This is a genomic window from Cellulomonas cellasea (genome assembly GCF_006538745.1).
Classification (GTDB): Bacteria; Actinomycetota; Actinomycetes; order Actinomycetales; family Cellulomonadaceae; genus Cellulomonas_A; species Cellulomonas_A cellasea.
In genome coordinates this window covers 98062-115379 of the sequence record NZ_BJLR01000030.1, presented here as the reverse complement: position 1 = coordinate 115379, position 17318 = coordinate 98062, and the positions used below count along the sequence as shown (strand labels likewise).

General features: G+C 74.6%; 16 protein-coding genes and 2 tRNA genes. 9 read left to right on the top strand and 9 right to left on the bottom strand.

Going from position 1 to position 17318, the window contains the following annotated elements:
- The first annotated feature begins 3 nt into the window (after positions 1-3).
- The 4 genes from CCE01nite_RS15850 (at position 4) to CCE01nite_RS15835 (ending at position 5414) form a co-directional block, all read left to right on the top strand.
- Positions 4-1053, top strand: coding sequence for an ABC transporter permease (locus tag CCE01nite_RS15850; protein WP_084142462.1), 1050 nt, complete (start codon positions 4-6; stop codon positions 1051-1053).
- Entirely contained in the window at positions 1050-2846 is a 1797-nt protein-coding gene (locus CCE01nite_RS15845; protein WP_084142458.1) for a dipeptide ABC transporter ATP-binding protein, read from the top strand. The genes CCE01nite_RS15850 and CCE01nite_RS15845 overlap by 4 nt, the downstream gene beginning before the upstream one ends.
- Before the next feature lie 130 nt (positions 2847-2976).
- A complete protein-coding gene (locus CCE01nite_RS15840; RefSeq protein ID WP_034625154.1) occupies positions 2977-4581 on the top strand; it encodes an ABC transporter substrate-binding protein in 1605 nt (534 codons plus the stop codon).
- Between the two features lie 113 nt (positions 4582-4694).
- Positions 4695-5414, top strand: coding sequence for an SOS response-associated peptidase (locus CCE01nite_RS15835; protein ID WP_034625197.1), 720 nt, complete (start codon positions 4695-4697; stop codon positions 5412-5414).
- A gap of 77 nt (positions 5415-5491) precedes the next feature.
- Here CCE01nite_RS15835 and CCE01nite_RS15830 read toward each other — a convergent pair whose 3' ends face one another.
- Entirely contained in the window at positions 5492-6160 is a 669-nt protein-coding gene (locus CCE01nite_RS15830) for a class I SAM-dependent methyltransferase (RefSeq protein ID WP_034625150.1), read from the bottom strand.
- 132 nt (positions 6161-6292) lie between these two features.
- Between CCE01nite_RS15830 and CCE01nite_RS15825 the strand changes: the two genes are divergently transcribed.
- Positions 6293-7273, top strand: a complete 981-nt coding sequence (locus CCE01nite_RS15825) for an AraC family transcriptional regulator (protein ID WP_084142456.1) — start codon at positions 6293-6295, stop codon at positions 7271-7273.
- Between the two features lie 16 nt (positions 7274-7289).
- Here CCE01nite_RS15825 and CCE01nite_RS15820 read toward each other — a convergent pair whose 3' ends face one another.
- The 4 genes from CCE01nite_RS15820 to CCE01nite_RS15805 are packed head-to-tail and all read right to left on the bottom strand — an operon-like array spanning position 7290 to position 9514.
- Positions 7290-7829, bottom strand: coding sequence for a DUF1990 domain-containing protein (locus CCE01nite_RS15820; protein WP_052103475.1), 540 nt, complete (start codon positions 7827-7829; stop codon positions 7290-7292).
- 1 nt (position 7830) lies between these two features.
- The gene (locus CCE01nite_RS15815) at positions 7831-8454 is read right to left on the bottom strand and encodes an AAA family ATPase (protein ID WP_084142455.1); all 624 of its coding nucleotides are present in this window, start codon (positions 8452-8454) and stop codon (positions 7831-7833) included.
- A gap of 40 nt (positions 8455-8494) precedes the next feature.
- On the bottom strand, positions 8495-8902 hold the full coding sequence (locus CCE01nite_RS15810; protein ID WP_141372663.1) for a YcxB family protein: 408 nt from the start codon (positions 8900-8902) through the stop codon (positions 8495-8497).
- Positions 8903-8938: 36 nt separating this feature from the next.
- A complete protein-coding gene (locus CCE01nite_RS15805) occupies positions 8939-9514 on the bottom strand; it encodes an AAA family ATPase (protein ID WP_052103472.1) in 576 nt (191 codons plus the stop codon).
- 129 nt (positions 9515-9643) lie between these two features.
- Here CCE01nite_RS15805 and CCE01nite_RS15800 point away from each other — a divergent pair, with 129 nt between their 5' ends.
- Both CCE01nite_RS15800 and CCE01nite_RS15795 read left to right on the top strand, forming a co-directional pair.
- The gene (locus tag CCE01nite_RS15800; RefSeq protein WP_141372662.1) at positions 9644-11104 is read left to right on the top strand and encodes a glycoside-pentoside-hexuronide (GPH):cation symporter; all 1461 of its coding nucleotides are present in this window, start codon (positions 9644-9646) and stop codon (positions 11102-11104) included.
- Between the two features lie 31 nt (positions 11105-11135).
- On the top strand, positions 11136-11963 hold the full coding sequence (locus CCE01nite_RS15795) for a sugar phosphate isomerase/epimerase family protein (RefSeq protein WP_034625144.1): 828 nt from the start codon (positions 11136-11138) through the stop codon (positions 11961-11963).
- Positions 11964-12028: 65 nt separating this feature from the next.
- On the opposite strand, the gene CCE01nite_RS15790 is transcribed toward CCE01nite_RS15795, so the two are convergent.
- The 3 genes from CCE01nite_RS15790 to CCE01nite_RS15780 form a co-directional block, all read right to left on the bottom strand.
- Positions 12029-12101 (bottom strand) — tRNA-Asn (locus CCE01nite_RS15790).
- Between the two features lie 69 nt (positions 12102-12170).
- Complete coding sequence (locus CCE01nite_RS15785) at positions 12171-12677, bottom strand: hypothetical protein (protein ID WP_034625141.1); 507 nt, start codon at positions 12675-12677, stop codon at positions 12171-12173.
- 163 nt (positions 12678-12840) lie between these two features.
- A complete protein-coding gene (locus CCE01nite_RS15780; RefSeq protein WP_034625139.1) occupies positions 12841-13737 on the bottom strand; it encodes a carbohydrate kinase family protein in 897 nt (298 codons plus the stop codon).
- Positions 13738-13923: 186 nt separating this feature from the next.
- Between CCE01nite_RS15780 and CCE01nite_RS15775 the strand changes: the two genes are divergently transcribed.
- Both CCE01nite_RS15775 and CCE01nite_RS15770 read left to right on the top strand, forming a co-directional pair.
- Entirely contained in the window at positions 13924-15816 is a 1893-nt protein-coding gene (locus CCE01nite_RS15775; RefSeq protein ID WP_052103468.1) for a pectate lyase-like domain-containing protein, read from the top strand.
- A gap of 69 nt (positions 15817-15885) precedes the next feature.
- Positions 15886-15959 (top strand) — tRNA-Ile (locus CCE01nite_RS15770).
- Positions 15960-16111: 152 nt separating this feature from the next.
- Here CCE01nite_RS15770 and CCE01nite_RS15765 read toward each other — a convergent pair.
- Entirely contained in the window at positions 16112-17140 is a 1029-nt protein-coding gene (locus CCE01nite_RS15765; RefSeq protein ID WP_034625137.1) for a lytic polysaccharide monooxygenase, read from the bottom strand.
- Between the last annotated feature and the right edge of the window lie 178 nt (positions 17141-17318).

Sequence of the window (17318 nt, the reverse complement as noted above, 5' to 3'; positions counted from 1 at the left end):
GCCATGACCTGGACCCAGACCCGCCCGCCGGGGGCACCCGTCGCCGCCGACGCGACGGCCGCCGCCGCCGACCCGAGCCCGGCGGACCCGAGAGTGCCGGGCCTCGCCGCGTCCGACCCGACAGCGTCCGGTGCCGCCGTGCCCGGCCAGTCCGCGTCCGACCGGACCGAGTCCACCCAGACCGCAGCCACCCGCGCCCGCCGGGCGCTCCGCGCGCTCGTCGTGCCCCTGGGCGCAGCGTCGCTGGCGCCCCTGCGCCGCCCGGGCCTCGTGCTCGCGGTGCTCTGGCTCGTCGTCCTCGCCGTCGCGGCGTTCGCTCCCGCGGTGCTCGCCCCGGGGGACCCGCTCGACGGCGTCCCGGCCGAGAAGCTCACGGGCCCGTCCGGCGCGCACTGGTTCGGCACCGACCAGCTCGGCCGCGACCTGTTCACCCGCGTCGTGCACGGCACCGGGCTGACGCTGCGCGGCGCGGTCGTCGCCGTCGCGCTGGCGCTCGTGCTCGGCTCGCTGCTCGGGCTCGTCGCGGGGACCGCCGGCCGCGTCGTCGACGACGTGCTCATGCGCGGGGTCGACGTCCTGCTCGCGATCCCGAGCCTGCTGCTGTCGCTCTCGGTCGTCGCGGCGCTCGGGTTCGGGACGGTCAACGTCGCGATCGCCGTCGGGCTCGCGAGCGTCGCGTCGATCGCCCGGGTGATGCGCTCCGAGGTGCTGCGCGTGCGCGGCTCCGCGTACGTCGAGGCGGCGTACTCCTACGGCGCGCGCCCGGCCGGGGTGCTGCTGCGGCACGTGCTGCCGAACGCGTCCGGACCGGTCGTCGCGCTCGCGGCGCTCGAGCTCGGGGGAGCGGTGCTCGCGATCTCCGCGCTCAGCTTCCTCGGCTTCGGGGAGCCGCCGCCGGCGCCCGAGTGGGGTGCGCTCGTCGCGGGCGGGCGCGACTACCTGCGCACCGCGTGGTGGCTGACGACGCTCCCGGGCCTGACGATCGCGCTCAGCGTCCTGTCGGCGAACACGCTCTCGCGCGCGCTCGACGCACGGTTCGGGGCGCACCGGTGAGCGGCCAGGCGTCCGCCCCGGTGAGCCCGCCGCTGCTGCGCGTCGTCGACCTCGCGGTCGAGTACCGGACGCGCCGGGGCCCCGTGCACGCCGTCCGGGGCGTCTCGCTCACGGTCGAGGCGGGCCAGACCGTCGCGCTCGTCGGCGAGTCCGGCTCGGGGAAGTCGACCACCGCGCACGCGGTCGTGGGGCTGCTCGCACCTGCGGCGCACGTCACCGCGGGCCGTGTCGAGCTCGACGGCCGGGACCTGCTCACGGCACCGCGCCGCGAGCTGCGTGCGCTGCGGGGGCTCCGCGTGGGCTTCGTCCCGCAGGACCCGACGGTCTCGCTCAACCCGGTCGTGCGCGTGGGCGAGCAGGTCGCCGAGGTGCTGCGCGTGCACGGGCTCGCCGACCGCCGCACCGCGCGCGTCGAGGCGGTCGAGGCCCTGCGCCGCGCCGGCCTTCCGGACCCCGAGGTGCGCGCGCAGCAGTACCCGCACGAGCTCTCGGGCGGGATGCGGCAGCGGGTGCTCATCGCGATCGCGATGGTCGCCGGCCCCGGTCTCCTCGTCGCCGACGAGCCGACGAGCGCGCTCGACGTGACCGTGCAGCGCCAGATCCTCGACCACCTCGAGCACGTCACGACCGAGACGGGGACCGGCGTGCTGCTCGTCACGCACGACCTCGGCGTCGCGGCCGACCGTGCCCAGCAGATCGTCGTGATGTCGCAGGGGGTCGTCGTCGAGGCGGGGACGCCCGACGAGGTGCTGGGCCGGCCGCGGCACCCGTACACGCAGGCGCTGCTCGCCGCGGCGCCGAGCCTGCGGACGTCGCGCGCGCACGCGCTGCGACCCGCCCCGGGCGAGGCCGCACCGGCCGACGCGCGCCTCGCTGACGCGTCGTCCGCCGACGGTCCGCCGGTCGGGTCGTCCCGCACCGACGCCCGACCGGCCCGGGCCGCGTCGGACACCGCCACCTCCGCCTCCGTCCCGGTCCTCGAGGTCCGCGACCTCGTCAAGGACTTCGCCCTCTCCCGCGCCGCGGGCGGCGGGACGCTGCGGGCGGTCGACGGCCTCGGCTTCCGCGTGCTGCCGGGCCAGACCGTCGCGCTCGTCGGCGAGTCAGGGTCCGGGAAGTCGACGACCGCGCGCCTCGCCGTGCGCCTCGCCGATCCCACGTCCGGCCAGGTGCTCGTGGACGGCGCCGACGTGACGCGCGCCCGGGGCCGCGCGCTGCGCGAGGCCCGGCGCCGGGTCCAGGTCGTCTACCAGAACCCGTACGCGTCGCTGAACCCGGGCTGGTCGGTCGAGCAGCTCGTCACGGACCCGCTGCGGGTCGCGCGCGAGGGCACGCGGCGCACCCGGCGGGACCGCGCCGCCGAGCTGCTCGACCTCGTCGCGCTGCCCGCGTCCGCCCTCGGCCGCCGCGCCGCGGAGCTCTCGGGCGGCCAGCGCCAGCGCGTGGCGATCGCCCGGGCGCTCGCGCTCGAGCCCGCCGCGATGGTGCTCGACGAGCCCGTCTCGGCGCTCGACGTCTCGGTGCAGGCCCAGGTCCTCGACCTGCTGACCGACCTCCAGACCCGGCTCGGGGTCAGCTACCTGTTCATCTCCCACGACCTCGCGGTCGTGCGGCAGGTCGCGCACGACGTCGTGGTGATGCGGCGCGGCGTGGCCGTCGAGCAGGGGCCGGTCGAGCGGGTGCTCACCGCACCCGAGCACCCGTACACGGCCGAGCTGCTCGGTGCGGTCCCGGGCCGGCGCGCGCTCGCCGCGGCCGCCGCCGCCTCGGCCTCCGTGGGGAGCGCCCCGTGACGTGTCCGTGCGGCCCGGTGCCCCCCGCGTTGGGCCGCTGACCCGAACTCCGAACCCCCACCCCCACCCCCACCCCTCGCACCGTTGGAGCCCCCTGATGCACGCACCGTCCTTCTCTACCCGCCCCCGGGTGCTCGCCGCCTTTGCCGTCCCCGCGCTCGCCCTCGCGCTCGCGGCGTGCGGCTCGCAGGCCGCCGACCCGGCCACGACCCCGAGCTCGTCCGGTGAGCCCGTCGCGGGCGGCGAGCTGACCTTCGCGATCGGCAACGACCCCATCTCCCTCAACCCGTCCGGCACCGGCTCGGGCAACGACACCTGGTACGTCACGCGTCAGCTCGTCGACTCGCTGCTCTGGCAGGACCCCGCGGACGGCACGCTGCACCCGTGGCTCGCGACGGGGTGGACCGCGAACGCCGACGCGACGTCGTTCACGTTCACGTTGCGCGACGACGTGACGTTCTCCGACGGCACCCCGCTGACGGCCCAGAGCGTCAAGAGCACGTTCGACGACGCGATCGCGGCGGGCGCGCTGAGCCAGGCCGCACCGCTGCTCGCCGGCTACGACCAGTCCGTCGCGGTCGACGAGCACACCGTGGAGGTGCGCTTCAGCCGCCCCAACGCGGCGTTCCCGCAGGCCGCGTCGTCGGTCACGCTCGGCATCCTCGGGGAGGCGACGTTCGCGGTGCCGTTCGCCGACCGCGCGTCGGGCGAGGCCGTCGTCGCGTCCGGGCCGTTCGTGCTCGACCACTACGCCAAGGACGTCGAGACGGTGCTGACCGCGCGCGAGGACTACGCGTGGGGCCCGGACGGCCGGGAGAACACCGGCGCGGCCCACCTCGAGGGCGTGACGTTCCAGGTCCTGCCCGAGGCCGGCGTCCGCACGGGCAGCCTCACCTCGGAGCAGGTCGACGTGGCGGGCGGCATCGCGCCGTCGGACGTCCCCGGGGTGCGGGACGCCGGGCTCGGGCTCGTCACGCGCGCCAACCCGGGGATCGTCTTCGGGCTGTCCTTCAACGGCGCGAGCACGCTGGGCGCCGACCCGGCGGTGCGCGAGGCGGTCTCGCTCGCGATCGACCGTGACGTGGTGCGCGACACCGCGCTCACCGAGGACTTCGCCGTCGCGACGAGCGTGCTCTCGCACACCACGCCCGGCGCGGTCGACCTGAGCGAGGACATCACCACGGATGCGGACGCGGCCGTCGAGGTGCTCGAGGACGCCGGCTGGGCGCGCGAGGGCGACGGGCTCTTCGCGAAGGACGGCGCGCCGCTCGAGCTCGAGGTCGTCTGGATCTCCAACTTCGGGCCCAACCAGACGTCGCTCGAGCTGATCCAGCAGCAGCTCAAGGACGTCGGCATCGGCGTGAACCTGTGGAGCGGCACGGTGCCGGAGTTCACCGAACGCCTCAAGGCCGGGCAGTTCGACGCGGCGTGGGGCAACCTCAGCCGCGCGGACGGCGACGTGCTGCGGACGCAGTACTCCTCGGCGGCGACGAACTACTACCGCGTCGACGACCCCGAGCTCGAGGCGCTCCTGCAGGAGCAGCTCACCGTGGCCGACCCGGCGGCCCGCACCGAGGTCGTCGCGCAGGTCCAGGAGCGGCTGCTCGCGACCCACGCGCAGGTGCCGGTCCACGAGCTGACGACGGTCGTCGGGACGCTCACGGACGTGCACGGCGTGGAGCTCGGCGCGGACTCCCGGCTCGACCAGCTCACGTCGGCCTGGCTCGACCGCTGAGGGACGCGTGACCGGGGGCCACGGTGCCCCCGGTCACGCGTGCGTCCGTCACGCGGTGGCGTGCGGGCGTCCTCGGCGCGCAGGTGCGGCGAGGCTGCGGGAGGGTGGGCTTCATGTGTGGGAGGTATGCGAGCGCACGCCGGGACGCCGACATCGCGGGCGCCCTCGCGGTGCAGGAGATCGTCGACGAGGAGACCCCGCCGTCGTGGAACGTCGCACCGCAGCAGGACATCCGCGTCGTGCTCGAGCGCACCCCGCGTGGTGCCCCCGAGGACGCCGAGCCCGTCCGCCAGCTGCGGCGGGTGCGGTGGGGCCTGGTGCCGGCGTGGGCGAAGGACGACGAGGTGACCAAGGTCGGGGCGCGCATGATCAACGCGCGCTCCGAGTCGCTCACCGAGAAGCCCGCGTTCAAGCGGGCCGCGGCGAAGCGGCGGTGCCTGATCCCGATGGACGGGTTCTACGAGTGGCGCAAGAACGCCGACGGGACCAAGACCCCGTTCTTCCTGCACGCCGGCGGTGACCTGATCGCCGCCGCCGGCCTCTACGAGCTGCGGCCGGACCCCGAGCGCGAGGGCGAGTGGTTGTGGACCGCCACCGTCGCGACCCGCGCCGCGACCGACACGCTCGGGGAGATCCACGAGCGCTGCCCGGTCCTCGTGACCCCGGACCAGGTCGACGCGTGGCTCGACCCGCACCTGACCGACCTCGACGACGTCGCCGCGATCCTCGCCGCGCTGCCCGAGCCGCACCTCGAACCGCGCGAGGTCGGCAAGGCCGTGGGCAACGTCCGCAACGACGGCCCGCACCTCGTGGAGCCGGCCGCCGCCGGGTAGCGCGCCGCCCGGCAGTGCGCGGCTCAGCGGCGCGCCGCGCCGCAGTGCGCCACGCGGCGGTGCGCCGCGCGGCCGCGTCAGCGCACCGCGTCCACCAGCAGGAACGACCCCAGCCGGGTCTCGACCCGCGTCGGCGGTGCCACGTCGAAGCCGCACCCGCGCACCAGGGCCGGAACCGCGTCGGGGTCGAGGTTGCCCTGCAGGTGCTCGTCGCGGTGCGCGCGACGACCGAGGAGCCCGTGACCGTGCTGGTCGCCGCCGATGTCGAGCAGGTGCAGCCGCCCGCCCGGGCGGAGCACGCGGCGCACCTCGCGGAACGCCGGCGCCTTCTGCTCCTCCGGGAGGTGGTGGAGCATGAGCGACGAGAGCACGACGTCGAGGCTCGCGTCCGGGTGCGGCAGGGCGTCGGCGTACCCGAGGTCGAGCCGGACGTCGACCCCGCGGCGGCGGGCCTTGCGCCCGGCCCGGGCGAGAGCGGCCCGGTCCGGGTCGATCCCTGAGGTGACGACCCCCGGGGTGACCCGGTGCGCGAGCAGCAGCAGGTTGCCGGTCCCGCAGCCGATCTCCAGCACCCGCGTGCCGGGACGCAGGGCGGCCCGGTCGAGCAGCCTCCGGTGCAGCCGCTCGACCCCCATGAGCCGGGTCATCGGGTCGTAGACGGGCAGCAGCCACGTCCGGCCCATCGGCGGGAGGTACGCGCGCGGCGCGGGGCGCCCCGGCTCGGCCGTCGTGCTTCGTGCGGACATCGCTGTCTCCTCCGGTCGGCGCGGGTCGAGGGGTGGCGCCGCGGGCCCGCGCACCTGCCCGCACCTCGAGCGTGGACCGCGCGCGAGGGCCGGGCCAGTGACTCCGGGACGCTCGAGTAGGACGATGTTCGGATGTCTCCTCAGCACGGCGTCGCGTCCTCCGAGGTTGCCTCGACGCGCCTGCGACGGCACCGGCCCGACGGTGTCCCGGTGTACTCCTGGGTGACCCGGCCGGGTCGTCCCCCGATCGGCACGCTCCGCCTCCAGGGCGCCGACGTCGCCCCGTCCACCCGCGTGCACCAGCACGCGCACGACTTCCTCGTGCTCGCGTACGTCGAGGAGGGCGGCGGCCGCCTGCGGCTCGGCGAGACGGAGCACGAGGTGCGGGCGGGCGAGGTGCTCGTCGTGCCGCCGGGCCTCGTCCTCGGCGCGGGGCGCGAGGGTTTCCGCGACGCAGCGGCGTGGGCCGTCTTCTTCACGCCCGACGCGGTCGAGGGCCGCAGCCCGGGCGCCCTGAGCTCGTGGCGCAGCCACCCGCTGCTGCTGCCGTTCGTCGGTCCCGGGTCGCCCACGGTCCGCCGGCTCACCGTGCCGCCGGCCGACCGGTCGCGCTTCGCCCGGCGGTTCACCGACCTCGAGGCCGAGCTGCGCGACGAGCCGGGTGCGCGACGGCAGGGGGCCACGGAGGCGGCGCTCGCGCTCCTGACGCTCCTGCTGGTCGACGTCGCCCGCCTCGCCGACGACCCGTCGGGCCGCGCCGGCTGGGACGATCCGATGCTCGCGGCGGTCTTCGAGGTGCTCGCGCGCCGCTACGCCGAGCCCCTCGCGCTGCGCGACGTCGCCGCCGAGGTCGGGCTGACCCCGGGGCACGTCACGACCGCGGTCCGCCGGCGCACCGGTCGCACGGTCCAGCAGTGGCTCGTCGAGCACCGGATGGCCGAGGCCCGGCGGCTGCTCGAGGGCAGCGACCTGCTCGTCGGCACGGTCGGGGCGCGGGTCGGCTACCCGGACCCGGCGTACTTCGCCCGGGTCTTCCGCCGGGCACACGGGATGTCCCCGGACGCGTGGCGGCGCTCGGGACGGAGCGGGGCCCAGGAGCGGCGACCGGGGTGACGGGCCGCGGACGACGTCAGGGGAGCGGCGCCGCGGGAAGCTCGACGAGCGCACGCAGGTAGCGGCGGGTCGCGGCGCGCTGCGCGTCGCGGGCGAGCGGTCCGCCGAGCCGGGTGTACCAGCGCCCGGGGCGGGAGAACGCGACGACCTCGAGCCAGACGGCGTCGTCCGCGTCGCGGTGGACGACGAACGCCTCCTCGCCGCGCTCAGGGTGCCCGGTCAGCGTGCCGTAGGCGAACCCCCGGCGGTCCGGCTCGTCGACGACCGCGACCACCCGGCAGGACATACGCAGGGCGAGCGGGCCGAGCGCCGCCGTGAGGTCCACGTCCGAGCCGGCCACCGCGGGCGGGGTGCCGAGGGCCGGTCGGACGCCGGCGCGCCGGTGCAGCTCCCACCCCGTCACGGCGGCCGCCGAGCGCTCGAACAGCGCGCGCCCGGTCCCGAGCCGCACGCGATGACGCTGGTGCCGGTACCCCGGGGGCAGCTCCCCCGTGAGGGAGGCGCCGACCTCGGGATAGGTCAGTGCACGACCGCTGCGACCCGGTGCGCGACGCACGTCAGGCACGTCCGGCGGGCGGTGCGCCGAGCCGCTCGGCCGGTGGGCCGGGCCGCCCTGCCGCCGGCCCGGCTCCGTGCGACCCCCGCACGTCGACCCGGGCCAGCACCGCGTCCGCCAGCTCCGCCGGTGTAAGCCGGTCCGAGCGCAGCAGCAGCGTCCCGGCCGGCTGGCGGCCCGCGGCGGCGACGGCCTCCGCGAGCGGGGGCAGCCCGAGCGCGACGGCCCCCTCCTCCCACCCGGGGCTGTCAGGGTGCAGCGCACGGGCCCGCGCGTCGAGCCGCTCGCGCAGCACCGCGGCGTCGGCCTCGAGGAAGACGTGCAGCACGTCCTCGCCTGCGTCCGCGAGGCCGCCCAGGACCTCGTCGCGGTAGGCGTCACGGACGAGCGACATCGGGACGACGAGCGTCGACGTGTGGTGCCGGCGCAGCGACACGGCCGTCGCCACGACGAGCTCGCGCCAGCTCGGCAGGTGCTGGAAGTCGCCGCCGGGCGGCAGCCACTTCCACAGCATCAGGCCGACGTCCTCGGGGTCGTACACCAGCGAGCCCGGGAGCCGTCCGTGCAGCTCGGCGGCGAGCGTCGTCTTGCCGGCACCGAAACCGCCGTTGAGCCAGATGATCACCGGCCCACGGTAGCGGGGGAGCCTCGGGCCGAGCCGTCGGTCAGGACGTCAGCAGCAGGACGGTCCCCGACCGCGAGCCGACCTCGACCGACAGCACGGTGCGCAGCACGGCGAGGTCGTGGGGCGAGGGGAGCCCGCGCTTGGCCAGCACGAAGAACGGGCCGCCGCGGTTCTCGTCGATCTGGAGCACGAAGACCCGCGGCGTCTCCTGGACGCGCGCGATCCGCGACCAGTCGTACCAGGAGGACATCCCCGGCGACGTCGTCGTGATCCCGTGGCCGGGTGCGACGTGCGCCTCGACCGGGAGGCGGAACATCGAGTTGTTCTTCCAGATCCCGCGGGCCGTGCCGCGCTGCCCGTAGCCGGCGAGCTGCCACAGCAGGATCGCGATGGTCAGGCGCGGGCCGGCGGGGCCCGGTCCTGCCCGGGCGGCGCTCGATCCTGCCACCTGCTGCACCGGCGCCACGAGCGCCGGGGGACCGTGTCATCCGACCGGCGGCGTCGGTCGGGCGCCGCGCGGGCGCGGGACCGTGCAGCGCCCGGACGCCACTGCGCGGGCCACGCGCTCCGTCGTCGTCGCGGCGTCCTCGCCGGACGTGTCGAGCACGTGGGCCTCGAACGCGCCGAGGTCCGCGAACGCGTCCCACATCTGCCGCACCGGGCCCTCCTCCACGAGCGCGCCCGGGCCCCGGGCGGTCGCGCGCGCGAGCGTGACCTCCCGCTGCGGGCGGAGCACGACATAGTCCACCGGGACGTCCCGTCCGGGCGGGGCCGCCGCCAGGAAGCGGTCGAGCATCCACGGCCCGACGACCCCGTCGACCACGGTCACGAAGCCGCCGCCGGCGTAGGTGAAGGCCGCGCCCGCGAGGACGTCGACCACCGTCTCGTTCTGGGCGCGGGCCGACGGCTCGTAGGGCGGAACGCCGCCGCTGACGATCGCCGACCAGAAGTCGTCGGTGTGCAGGTGGACCGCACGGGTGAAGCGCCGTGCGAGCTGCGCCGCGACCGTCGACTTGCCGGCGCCGGGCGGACCGGTGAGCACGACCACCTTCTCTGCCACGGGAGCCAACCTAGCCAGGGACCCGTACCGACCGCACCGTGGCGGCAACTACCGGCAACTGATTGCCCGCCCCCTCGCCCCAGGATCTGATGTGCGGGCCGCGCGTCCCTTCGACGAGGAGAGAAAGTGATGACCACAGCAATCGCCCAGCAGCAGGAGGCGGCCCGCCGTCCGCTGAGATGGAGGGCGTTGGTCGGCTACAGCCTCGGCGACTTCGGCTGCAACCTGGCGTTCTCCCTCGGTTCGACGTTCCTGCTCTACTACTACACCGACGTCGCCGGCCTGACCGCGGCGTCCGTCGGGACGATGTTCTTCGTCGTCCGGCTCTGGGACGCCTTCGCGGACGTGCTCGCCGGCCGCGCGGTCGACCGGACGATGACGCGCTGGGGCAAGTTCCGCCCGTTCATCCTCTTCTTCGCCGTGCCGCTGCTGTTCATGAGCTTCCTGACGTTCCGGGTGCCGACCGGACTGGGGGACGCCGCCACGCTGCTGTACGTGTACGTCTCGTACGCCGTCCTCGGGCTGCTGTACTCGCTCGTGAACATCCCGTACGGCTCGCTCGCCTCGGCCATGACGCAGTCGGTCCACCAGCGCGCGAAGCTCGTCGCGAGCCGCACCCTCGGGGCAGCGGCGGGCGGCGTGCTGATCAGCTACATCATCGCCCCGCAGATCTCGGACCTGCGCGCGCAGAAGGACACCCTGCCCCCGGACGTCTACCTCGAGCAGGCGCAGGCGATCTTCACGAACATCACGCTGCTGTTCCTGCTGCTCGGCTCGATCGCGTTCGGCCTGACGTTCCTGTGGTGCCACGAGACGGTCGTCCGCCGCTCGGCCACCGTGACCGTGAAGGAGACGTTCGCGACGCTGCGCCAGAACCGCCCGCTCGCCATCCTGTGCGGCGCGAGCTTCTTCTACCTGCTGGGCTACTACACGGTCACGGGCGCCACGCTCTACTACGCGACGTACATCCTCGGCGACCCCGGCCTCGCGTTCCAGGTCGCCCTGCTCAGCACCGGCGTGCAGATCCTCATCACGCCGTTCTGCCCGAAGCTGATCGCCCGGTTCGGCAAGAAGACGCTGTTCCAGTACGCGGGCGTCCTGACCGTGATCGGCGGTGTCGGGCTCTTCCTGACCCCCGACGGCATGGTCTGGTTCGCGCTGGTCTGCCTCGGCATCAAGGGCGTCGGGTTCTCCCTGATCAACACCATGATGTTCGCCCTCGAGCCCGACACCGTCGAGTACGGCGAGTGGAAGACCGGGGTGCGGTCGGAGGGCGCGACGTACGCGATCTTCTCCTTCACGCGCAAGGTCACCCAGTCGATCGGTGGGGCCGCGACGGCGTGGGCGCTGGCGCTGGGCGGCTACGTCTCGGCGACGGCCGAGGTCGCCACCCCGGACCAGCCGGGGTCGGCCCTCCTGGCGATCAAGGTGGTCTTCGGTCTCGTGCCCGCCGTGGCGGCGGTGCTCGCCATGATCGTGTTCGTCACCTACCCGCTCACCGACGAGCGCTTCCGCGAGGTCCGCGACGAGTCCGAGGCCCGCAAGGCGGCGCTCGACCACGCCGTGCTCGGCGACCGCGGCGCGGTCTGACCCCGCACCCCGAAGAAGGAGACGACACACCATGTGGACCCTGTCCGGCTTCGCCGACGAGATCGACCCCGACCTCGAGACCCAGTGCGCCACGCTCGACGAGCTCGGCATCACGCACATCGAGCTCCGCAGCGCCTGGGACACCAACGTGCTGGACCTGAGCGACGAGCAGGTGGAGGAGGTCGCCGGGATCCTGGCGGCGCACGGGATCGCGGTCTCGTCGATCGGCTCACCGATCGGCAAGATCAACATCGAGGACGACTTCGACGCCCACCTGGTGCGGGCCGACCGGGCGCTCGCCGTCGCGCAGCGCCTCGGCGCCCCCTACGTGCGGATCTTCTCGTTCTTCCTCCGCCCGGACCAGGCGCCGGCCGACCACCGCGACGAGGTGCTGCGGCGGATGACGGCGCTCACCGAGCGGGCCGCGCCGACCGGGATCGTGCTGCTGCACGAGAACGAGAAGGACATCTACGGCGACGTCCCGGACCGCGTCCTCGACATCGTGGAGTCGGTGGGCTCACCCGCGCTCCGGCTGGCGTGGGACGCCGCCAACTACGTCCAGGTCGGTGTCACCCCGTTCACCGACGGGTACGCGCGGCTGCGCCCGTACACCGACTATGTCCAGATCAAGGACGCGGTGCTCGCGACCGGTGACGTGGTGCCGGCCGGCGAGGGCGACGGACAGCTCCGGGAGACGGTCCGCGCGCTCGCCGCCGACGGCTTCGACGGCTTCTTCTCGATGGAGCCGCACCTCGGCGCGTACAACGAGTGGGGAGCGCTGTCTGGCCCCGCCAACTTCGTCCGGGCCACCCGGGCGTTCACCGCGATCCTCGACGCGGAGGGCATCCCGTACAGGTGACGCTCACGGGGCAGAGCGAAGGCCCCCGCCCGGCGTCTCCGCCGGTCAGGGGCCTTTCGTGGTTGCTCCCTCGACTGGACTCGAACCAGTAACCGTCCGATTAACAGTCGGATGCTCTGCCAATTGAGCTACGAGGGATCGCGCGGGGAAAACTCTAGCAGCCCTCCGGGAGTGCTCCGTCGCACCCCGCCGACGTCACGGGCGACCTCACCCGGCGAGGCCCGCCGCCGCCCGGACGCGTCGCTCGGCGGCGTCGACGAGCGCGGCGACCGTCGGGTCCGTCAGGTCGACGGTGCCGTCGCCGATGACCTGGGACATCAGCTCGCCGTCCTCGTCGCGGCGCAGCGCGACCCGGACGGTGCCGGCGCCCTTCACCGGCACCTTCTCGCTGTGCACGACCGACGACTGCACGCGCTCGCGGAGCACCTGCGCGAACGCCGGCGCGCCGCTGCCCGTCAGCGCGAGCTCCTGGGACGTCCCCGTGACCCAGTGGACGGTGAGCACGGACGTGTCGGCGTCGAGCGTCGCCCGGTCGACGTCGGCCCAGGGGCGCCGGTCGACCGTCGGGTCGACGACGTACAGCGCGCGTCGGGTCGCGGCGGCCCAGCCGCCCCCGGTCAGCTCCGTCGCGACGAGCACGCGGTCGCGTGGCGGCAGCGCGAGCTGCTCCCGGATCGGTGCGGGCAGGGACGGTCGACGCGAGAACAGGGGCACCCCTCCACCGTAGTGGCGGGCGGGCGGGCAGGACCGCGACACCGTTCCTGCCGGGGCGCCACGACCCGGCACGACGGGGGCAGCGCGGCGCCGTCGGCCGACGCGGACACCCACGAGCGCGGCGCCGCGCCGTCCGGCCACCGCCGCGACCACGAGGCGCAGGTCAGACCCGCTGCGTCACCACAGCCGCGCGCGCGAGCTCTTCGACCGCCCCGAGCGAGATCCCCGGCGCGGAGAGCTCGGCGCTCGCGACGGTGAGGGCTCCGGCGGCGGCGGCGTGGCGCAGGGCGTCGGGCAGGGGGAGCCCGCGCAGCGCCGCCGCGAGCAGCCCCGCGGTGAACCCGTCGCCCGCGCCGTTGGAGTCGACGGCGGTCACGGGCACCGCGGAGACCGTCCACCAGCCCTCGTCGCGGCCGAGCGCGAGAGCGCCGTCGCGCCCGCGCGTGCAGACGGCCCAGCGGGCGCCCCGCGCCACGTGCCGGTCGAGGTAGCCCTCGACGTCGTCGAGCCGGTCGGCGCTCACGACGAGAACGTCGGCGGCCTCGGCGAACTCCCGTTGGAAGGGCGCGCGGCCGTCGTCGTCGTGCACGTCGCACCACAGCGGGACGCCCGCGGCGCGCACGACCGGGAGCAGCTCGCGGCTGTGCCCGGCGAGGTCGAGGACGACGGCGTCGGCGCGGGCGAGCGCGGCCTGCACGCTCGCCGGGGCGGGTCCGGGCTCGGGCGGCAGGTCGAGGTAGACCGAGAGGCGGCCGCCGTCGTCCGCCATGAGGTTGAGGTGCCGCTCGCTCGCGCCGGGCAGAGGGTCGGCGACCAGGTCGAGCCCCGGCTGCGACAGCGCGGCGCGGATGCGGTCGCCGGCGTCGTCGTCGCCGAGCGCGGTGCGCAGCGTGACGTCGACGCCGAGCCGGGCAAGGGTCAGCGCCTTGCCGGCGGACGTCCCGCCGAGCGCGTCGCGGTGCCCGGAGGCGAAGAGCGTCTGGGGGCGGGCGTCGGGCAGGGCGGCGACCCGGACGAGCGTGTTCCAGCTCGCGGGGCCGTTGACGAGGACGTGGGGCACGGGCTGAACGCTATCCAGCCGAGGGCCCGCCCGCCGCCCCCGCGATCCCTTGACCTGGGGTGACACGTGCCGCTAGCGTCCGCGGGTCGGACATCTCGGTCACGCGTCCAGCCCCTGCTGCTCATCGTCGAGCGGCCAAGGACGCGCCGTGGACCGCCGACCCGTCCTCAGAAAGCAGGTCCCTCCATGACGCTGCCTCGGTCAGAGAGCGCTCTCTCGTCCTCCCGACGGCCCGATCGTCGACGGCTCCGCACGCGGCTCGCCGTCGGGATCGTCACCCTCGCGACCCTCGCGTCCGCGGTCGGTGTCGCGGGAGGTGCCGCCGCCGGCCCGCTGCCCGCCCACCGCGGTGGCGGGTCCGGGCTCCCGGACCTCGGCGTCAACGTCAAGGTCTTCGACCCGAGCATGCCGACGAGCGAGATCCAGGCGACCGTCGACGCCATCGCCGCCCAGCAGGTCGACGACGAGATGGGCGACGGGCGCTACGCGCTGCTGTTCAAGCCCGGCACGTACGGCACCCCGGAGGAGCCGCTCGTCTTCCAGGTCGGCTACTACACCGAGGTCGCAGGGCTCGGCCAGTCACCCACCGACGTCACGATCAACGGGCACGTCGACGTCTACAACCGCTGCCTCACGGCCGACAACTGCATCGCGCTCGTCAACTTCTGGCGGTCGATGTCCAACCTCACGATCAACGTCGCGGGCGGGAAGGACTGCCGCGCCGCGGGCAACTTCTGGGCCGTCTCGCAGGCGTCCCCGATGCGCCGCGTCAACATCACGGGCGGCAGCCTCACGCTGATGGACTTCTGCACCGCCGGGCCGCAGTACGCGAGCGGCGGGTTCATCGCCGACTCGAAGACCGGTCCGGTGACCAACGGCTCGCAGCAGCAGTTCCTCGTGCGCGACAGCGCGATCGGCGAGTGGTCGAACGCGGTTTGGAACCAGGTGTTCGCGGGCGTCGAGGGCGCACCGGAGCAGACGTTCCCCGACCCGCCGTACACGACGCTCGCGACCAACCCGGTCAGCGTCGAGAAGCCGTACCTGTACCTCGACGCCCGCAAGGGCTACCAGGTGTTCGTCCCGAAGGCGCGCACCGAGTCCTCGGGCACCACGTGGGAGGACGGCCCGACGCCGGGCCGCGCGATCCCGCTGCGTGACTTCTACGTCGCCACGCCCGCGGACAGCGCCCGCACGATCAACGCCCAGCTCGCCCGCGGCAAGCACCTGCTGCTCACGCCCGGCGTCTACGCGATCGACCGGACGCTCGAGATCAGGCGCGCGAACACCGTCGTGCTGGGCCTGGGCATCGCGACGCTCACGGCGATGAACGGCGTCGTCCCCGTGCGGGTCGCGGACGTCCGCGGCGTCGATGTCGCGGGCATCATGATCGACGCGGGCGAGGTCAGCTCCCCGGTCCTGCTCCAGGTCGGGCCGAAGAACGGCTCGCACCGCGGCGGCCACGGCTACGCCGACCGCCGGTCGAACCCCACCACGCTGCACGACGTGTTCTTCCGCATCGGCGGACCCCACGTCGGCCGCGCCGAGGTCAGCCTCGAGGTCAACAGCGACGACGTCGTGCTCGACAACATCTGGGCGTGGCGCGCCGACCACGGCGAGGGCGTCGGCTGGGACCTCAACACCGGGGCGACCGGCGTGGTCGTCAACGGCGACGACGTCACGGCGACCGCGCTGTTCGTCGAGCACTACCAGAAGTACAGCGTCATCTGGAACGGCGAGCGCGGCCGCACGATCATGTTCCAGAACGAGCTGCCCTACGACCCGCCGAACCAGGCGGCGTGGCAGCACGACGGCGTCCTCGGCTGGGCGGCCTACAAGGTGTCCGACCGCGTGCGGGAGCACGAGCTGTGGGGCGGCGGGGCGTACGTCTACACGAACGTCGACCCGACGATCCACGCGACCCGTGGCTTCGAGGTGCCCGACCGTCCGGGGGTGCGCCTGCACAACATCATGAGCGTGCAGCTCGGGGCGGGGACGATCGACCACGTCGTCAACGACACCGGCGCGCCCGTCAACGGCGACGCGATCGGCGTGCCGAGCTTCGTGGTCAGCTACCCCTGACCGGCGGCGCCCGGCCGGTCCGCACGCTGCGGCCGGCCGGGCGCGACCGCCCGGTAGCCTGGCGCACGCGGGCCAGTAGCTCAGCCGGTCAGAGCAGCGGACTCATAATCCGTCGGTCGTGGGTTCAAGCCCCACCTGGCCCACCGCTCTCCCCGCTCGTGCGCGGCCCACGCACCGCCTCACCGGGGATCGACTGCGGACACGGGCGCGGCCCCGCCCCTCGGCAGAGGGACGGGGCCGTGGCCGTGCCGTCAGGACTCGTCGCCCGACGTCGTGCGGGTGCGTCCCGGGGCCCTCAGGACGCCGTGCAGGTGGCGGTGGCGTTGGTCGGTGCCGGGCCGCTGCCGAGGAACCCGGCGGTGGTCGTGGCGCCCGCAGCGAGCTTGCCGTTGTAGGCCTCGCTGGTGACCGTGCTGCCCGACAGCTTGCCGTTCCAGGCCTGCGTGATCGTCGCGCCGCTCACGGTGGCCTTCCAGCCGTTGACCGCGGCCGAGCCGGCCTTGATCGTGATCGTGCCCTGGTAGCCGTTGCCCCAGCTGCTCGCGACCGAGACCGTGGCCGTGCAGGCGCCCGTGGGCTGCTGCGTGGGCTGCGGCGTCGGGCCCGGGGTGACCGTCGGCGTCGGCGTGGGCGTCGGGTTGGGCGTCGGCGTCGTGGTGCCGCCGCCGATGTTGATGTCGCTGCACAGGTAGTACGGCTGGTCGAGGTGGCTGGCCTGCCAGACCGTGAACAGCACCGCGCGGCCGGTGTGGTTCCCGAGGTTCACGTCCGCCTGGTACTTGCCCGCCGGCGCGTACCGACCGGTCTGCGTGACGAGGTCGAGGTCGTCCCAGCCGAGGCGCTCCGTCGTCGGGTCGAAGCCCGCCTTGGAGACGTAGATGCGCAGGTAGTCGGCGCCGTGCTGCGCGCCGTCGGTCAGCGTGAGCGTGAAGCTCTGCGGGACGCCCTTGGCGACCCACTTGCCCGGCGTGTCCATGTAGTCGTACCGCGGCGAGAAGGTCCGGCCGCCGCTGCAGAGCTGGCCGTCGGGGATCGTCGCCTCGTGGCGGCCGCCGACGCCCTCACGGTAGAGGCCGTTCCAGTTCCACATCGCGTTGGGGTCGTGCTGCCACGCGCCCCAGCACATCGGGTCCTTCTGCTGCATCGTCGGGTCGAGGTGGTTGTCGCCCCAGCGCTCGAGACAGCTGTAGTTGCGGGTGGGCGGGTCCGTCACGGAGCCGTGGGCCGCGGCGGGCGGGGCCAGGACCGCGACCGCGACGAACGGCGCGACCAGGGCGAGGGGGAGTGCGAGGGCGAGCCTGCGCAGACGGGGGCGAACGGACATGCATCCTCCAGGTGCTCGACGAGCGGACCGGAGCCGGGACGACGAGGGTGTCGCGCCTCGCGCGGGACGTCGCACGACGATGTGCGGACGTGACCGTCGCGACAGGCGCTTCCCGGGCTACGGGGCCGGTTCGTGCTCGACCGTCACACGCAGCCCGGGGGAGGGGAAGCGTCCGAAG

Bases quoted from the DNA above. Each gene is read 5' to 3' on its own strand.
- CCE01nite_RS15850 (WP_084142462.1), top strand. From the start codon at position 4: ATGACCTGGACCCAGACCCGCCCGCCGGGGGCACCCGTCGCCGCCGAC.
- CCE01nite_RS15835 (WP_034625197.1), top strand. From the start codon at position 4,695: ATGTGTGGGAGGTATGCGAGCGCACGCCGGGACGCCGACATCGCGGGC.
- CCE01nite_RS15830 (WP_034625150.1), bottom strand. From the start codon at position 6,160: ATGTCCGCACGAAGCACGACGGCCGAGCCGGGGCGCCCCGCGCCGCGC.
- CCE01nite_RS15825 (WP_084142456.1), top strand. From the start codon at position 6,293: ATGTCTCCTCAGCACGGCGTCGCGTCCTCCGAGGTTGCCTCGACGCGC.
- CCE01nite_RS15800 (WP_141372662.1), top strand. From the start codon at position 9,644: ATGACCACAGCAATCGCCCAGCAGCAGGAGGCGGCCCGCCGTCCGCTG.
- CCE01nite_RS15795 (WP_034625144.1), top strand. From the start codon at position 11,136: ATGTGGACCCTGTCCGGCTTCGCCGACGAGATCGACCCCGACCTCGAG.
- CCE01nite_RS15775 (WP_052103468.1), top strand. From the start codon at position 13,924: ATGACGCTGCCTCGGTCAGAGAGCGCTCTCTCGTCCTCCCGACGGCCC.
- CCE01nite_RS15765 (WP_034625137.1), bottom strand. From the start codon at position 17,140: ATGTCCGTTCGCCCCCGTCTGCGCAGGCTCGCCCTCGCACTCCCCCTC.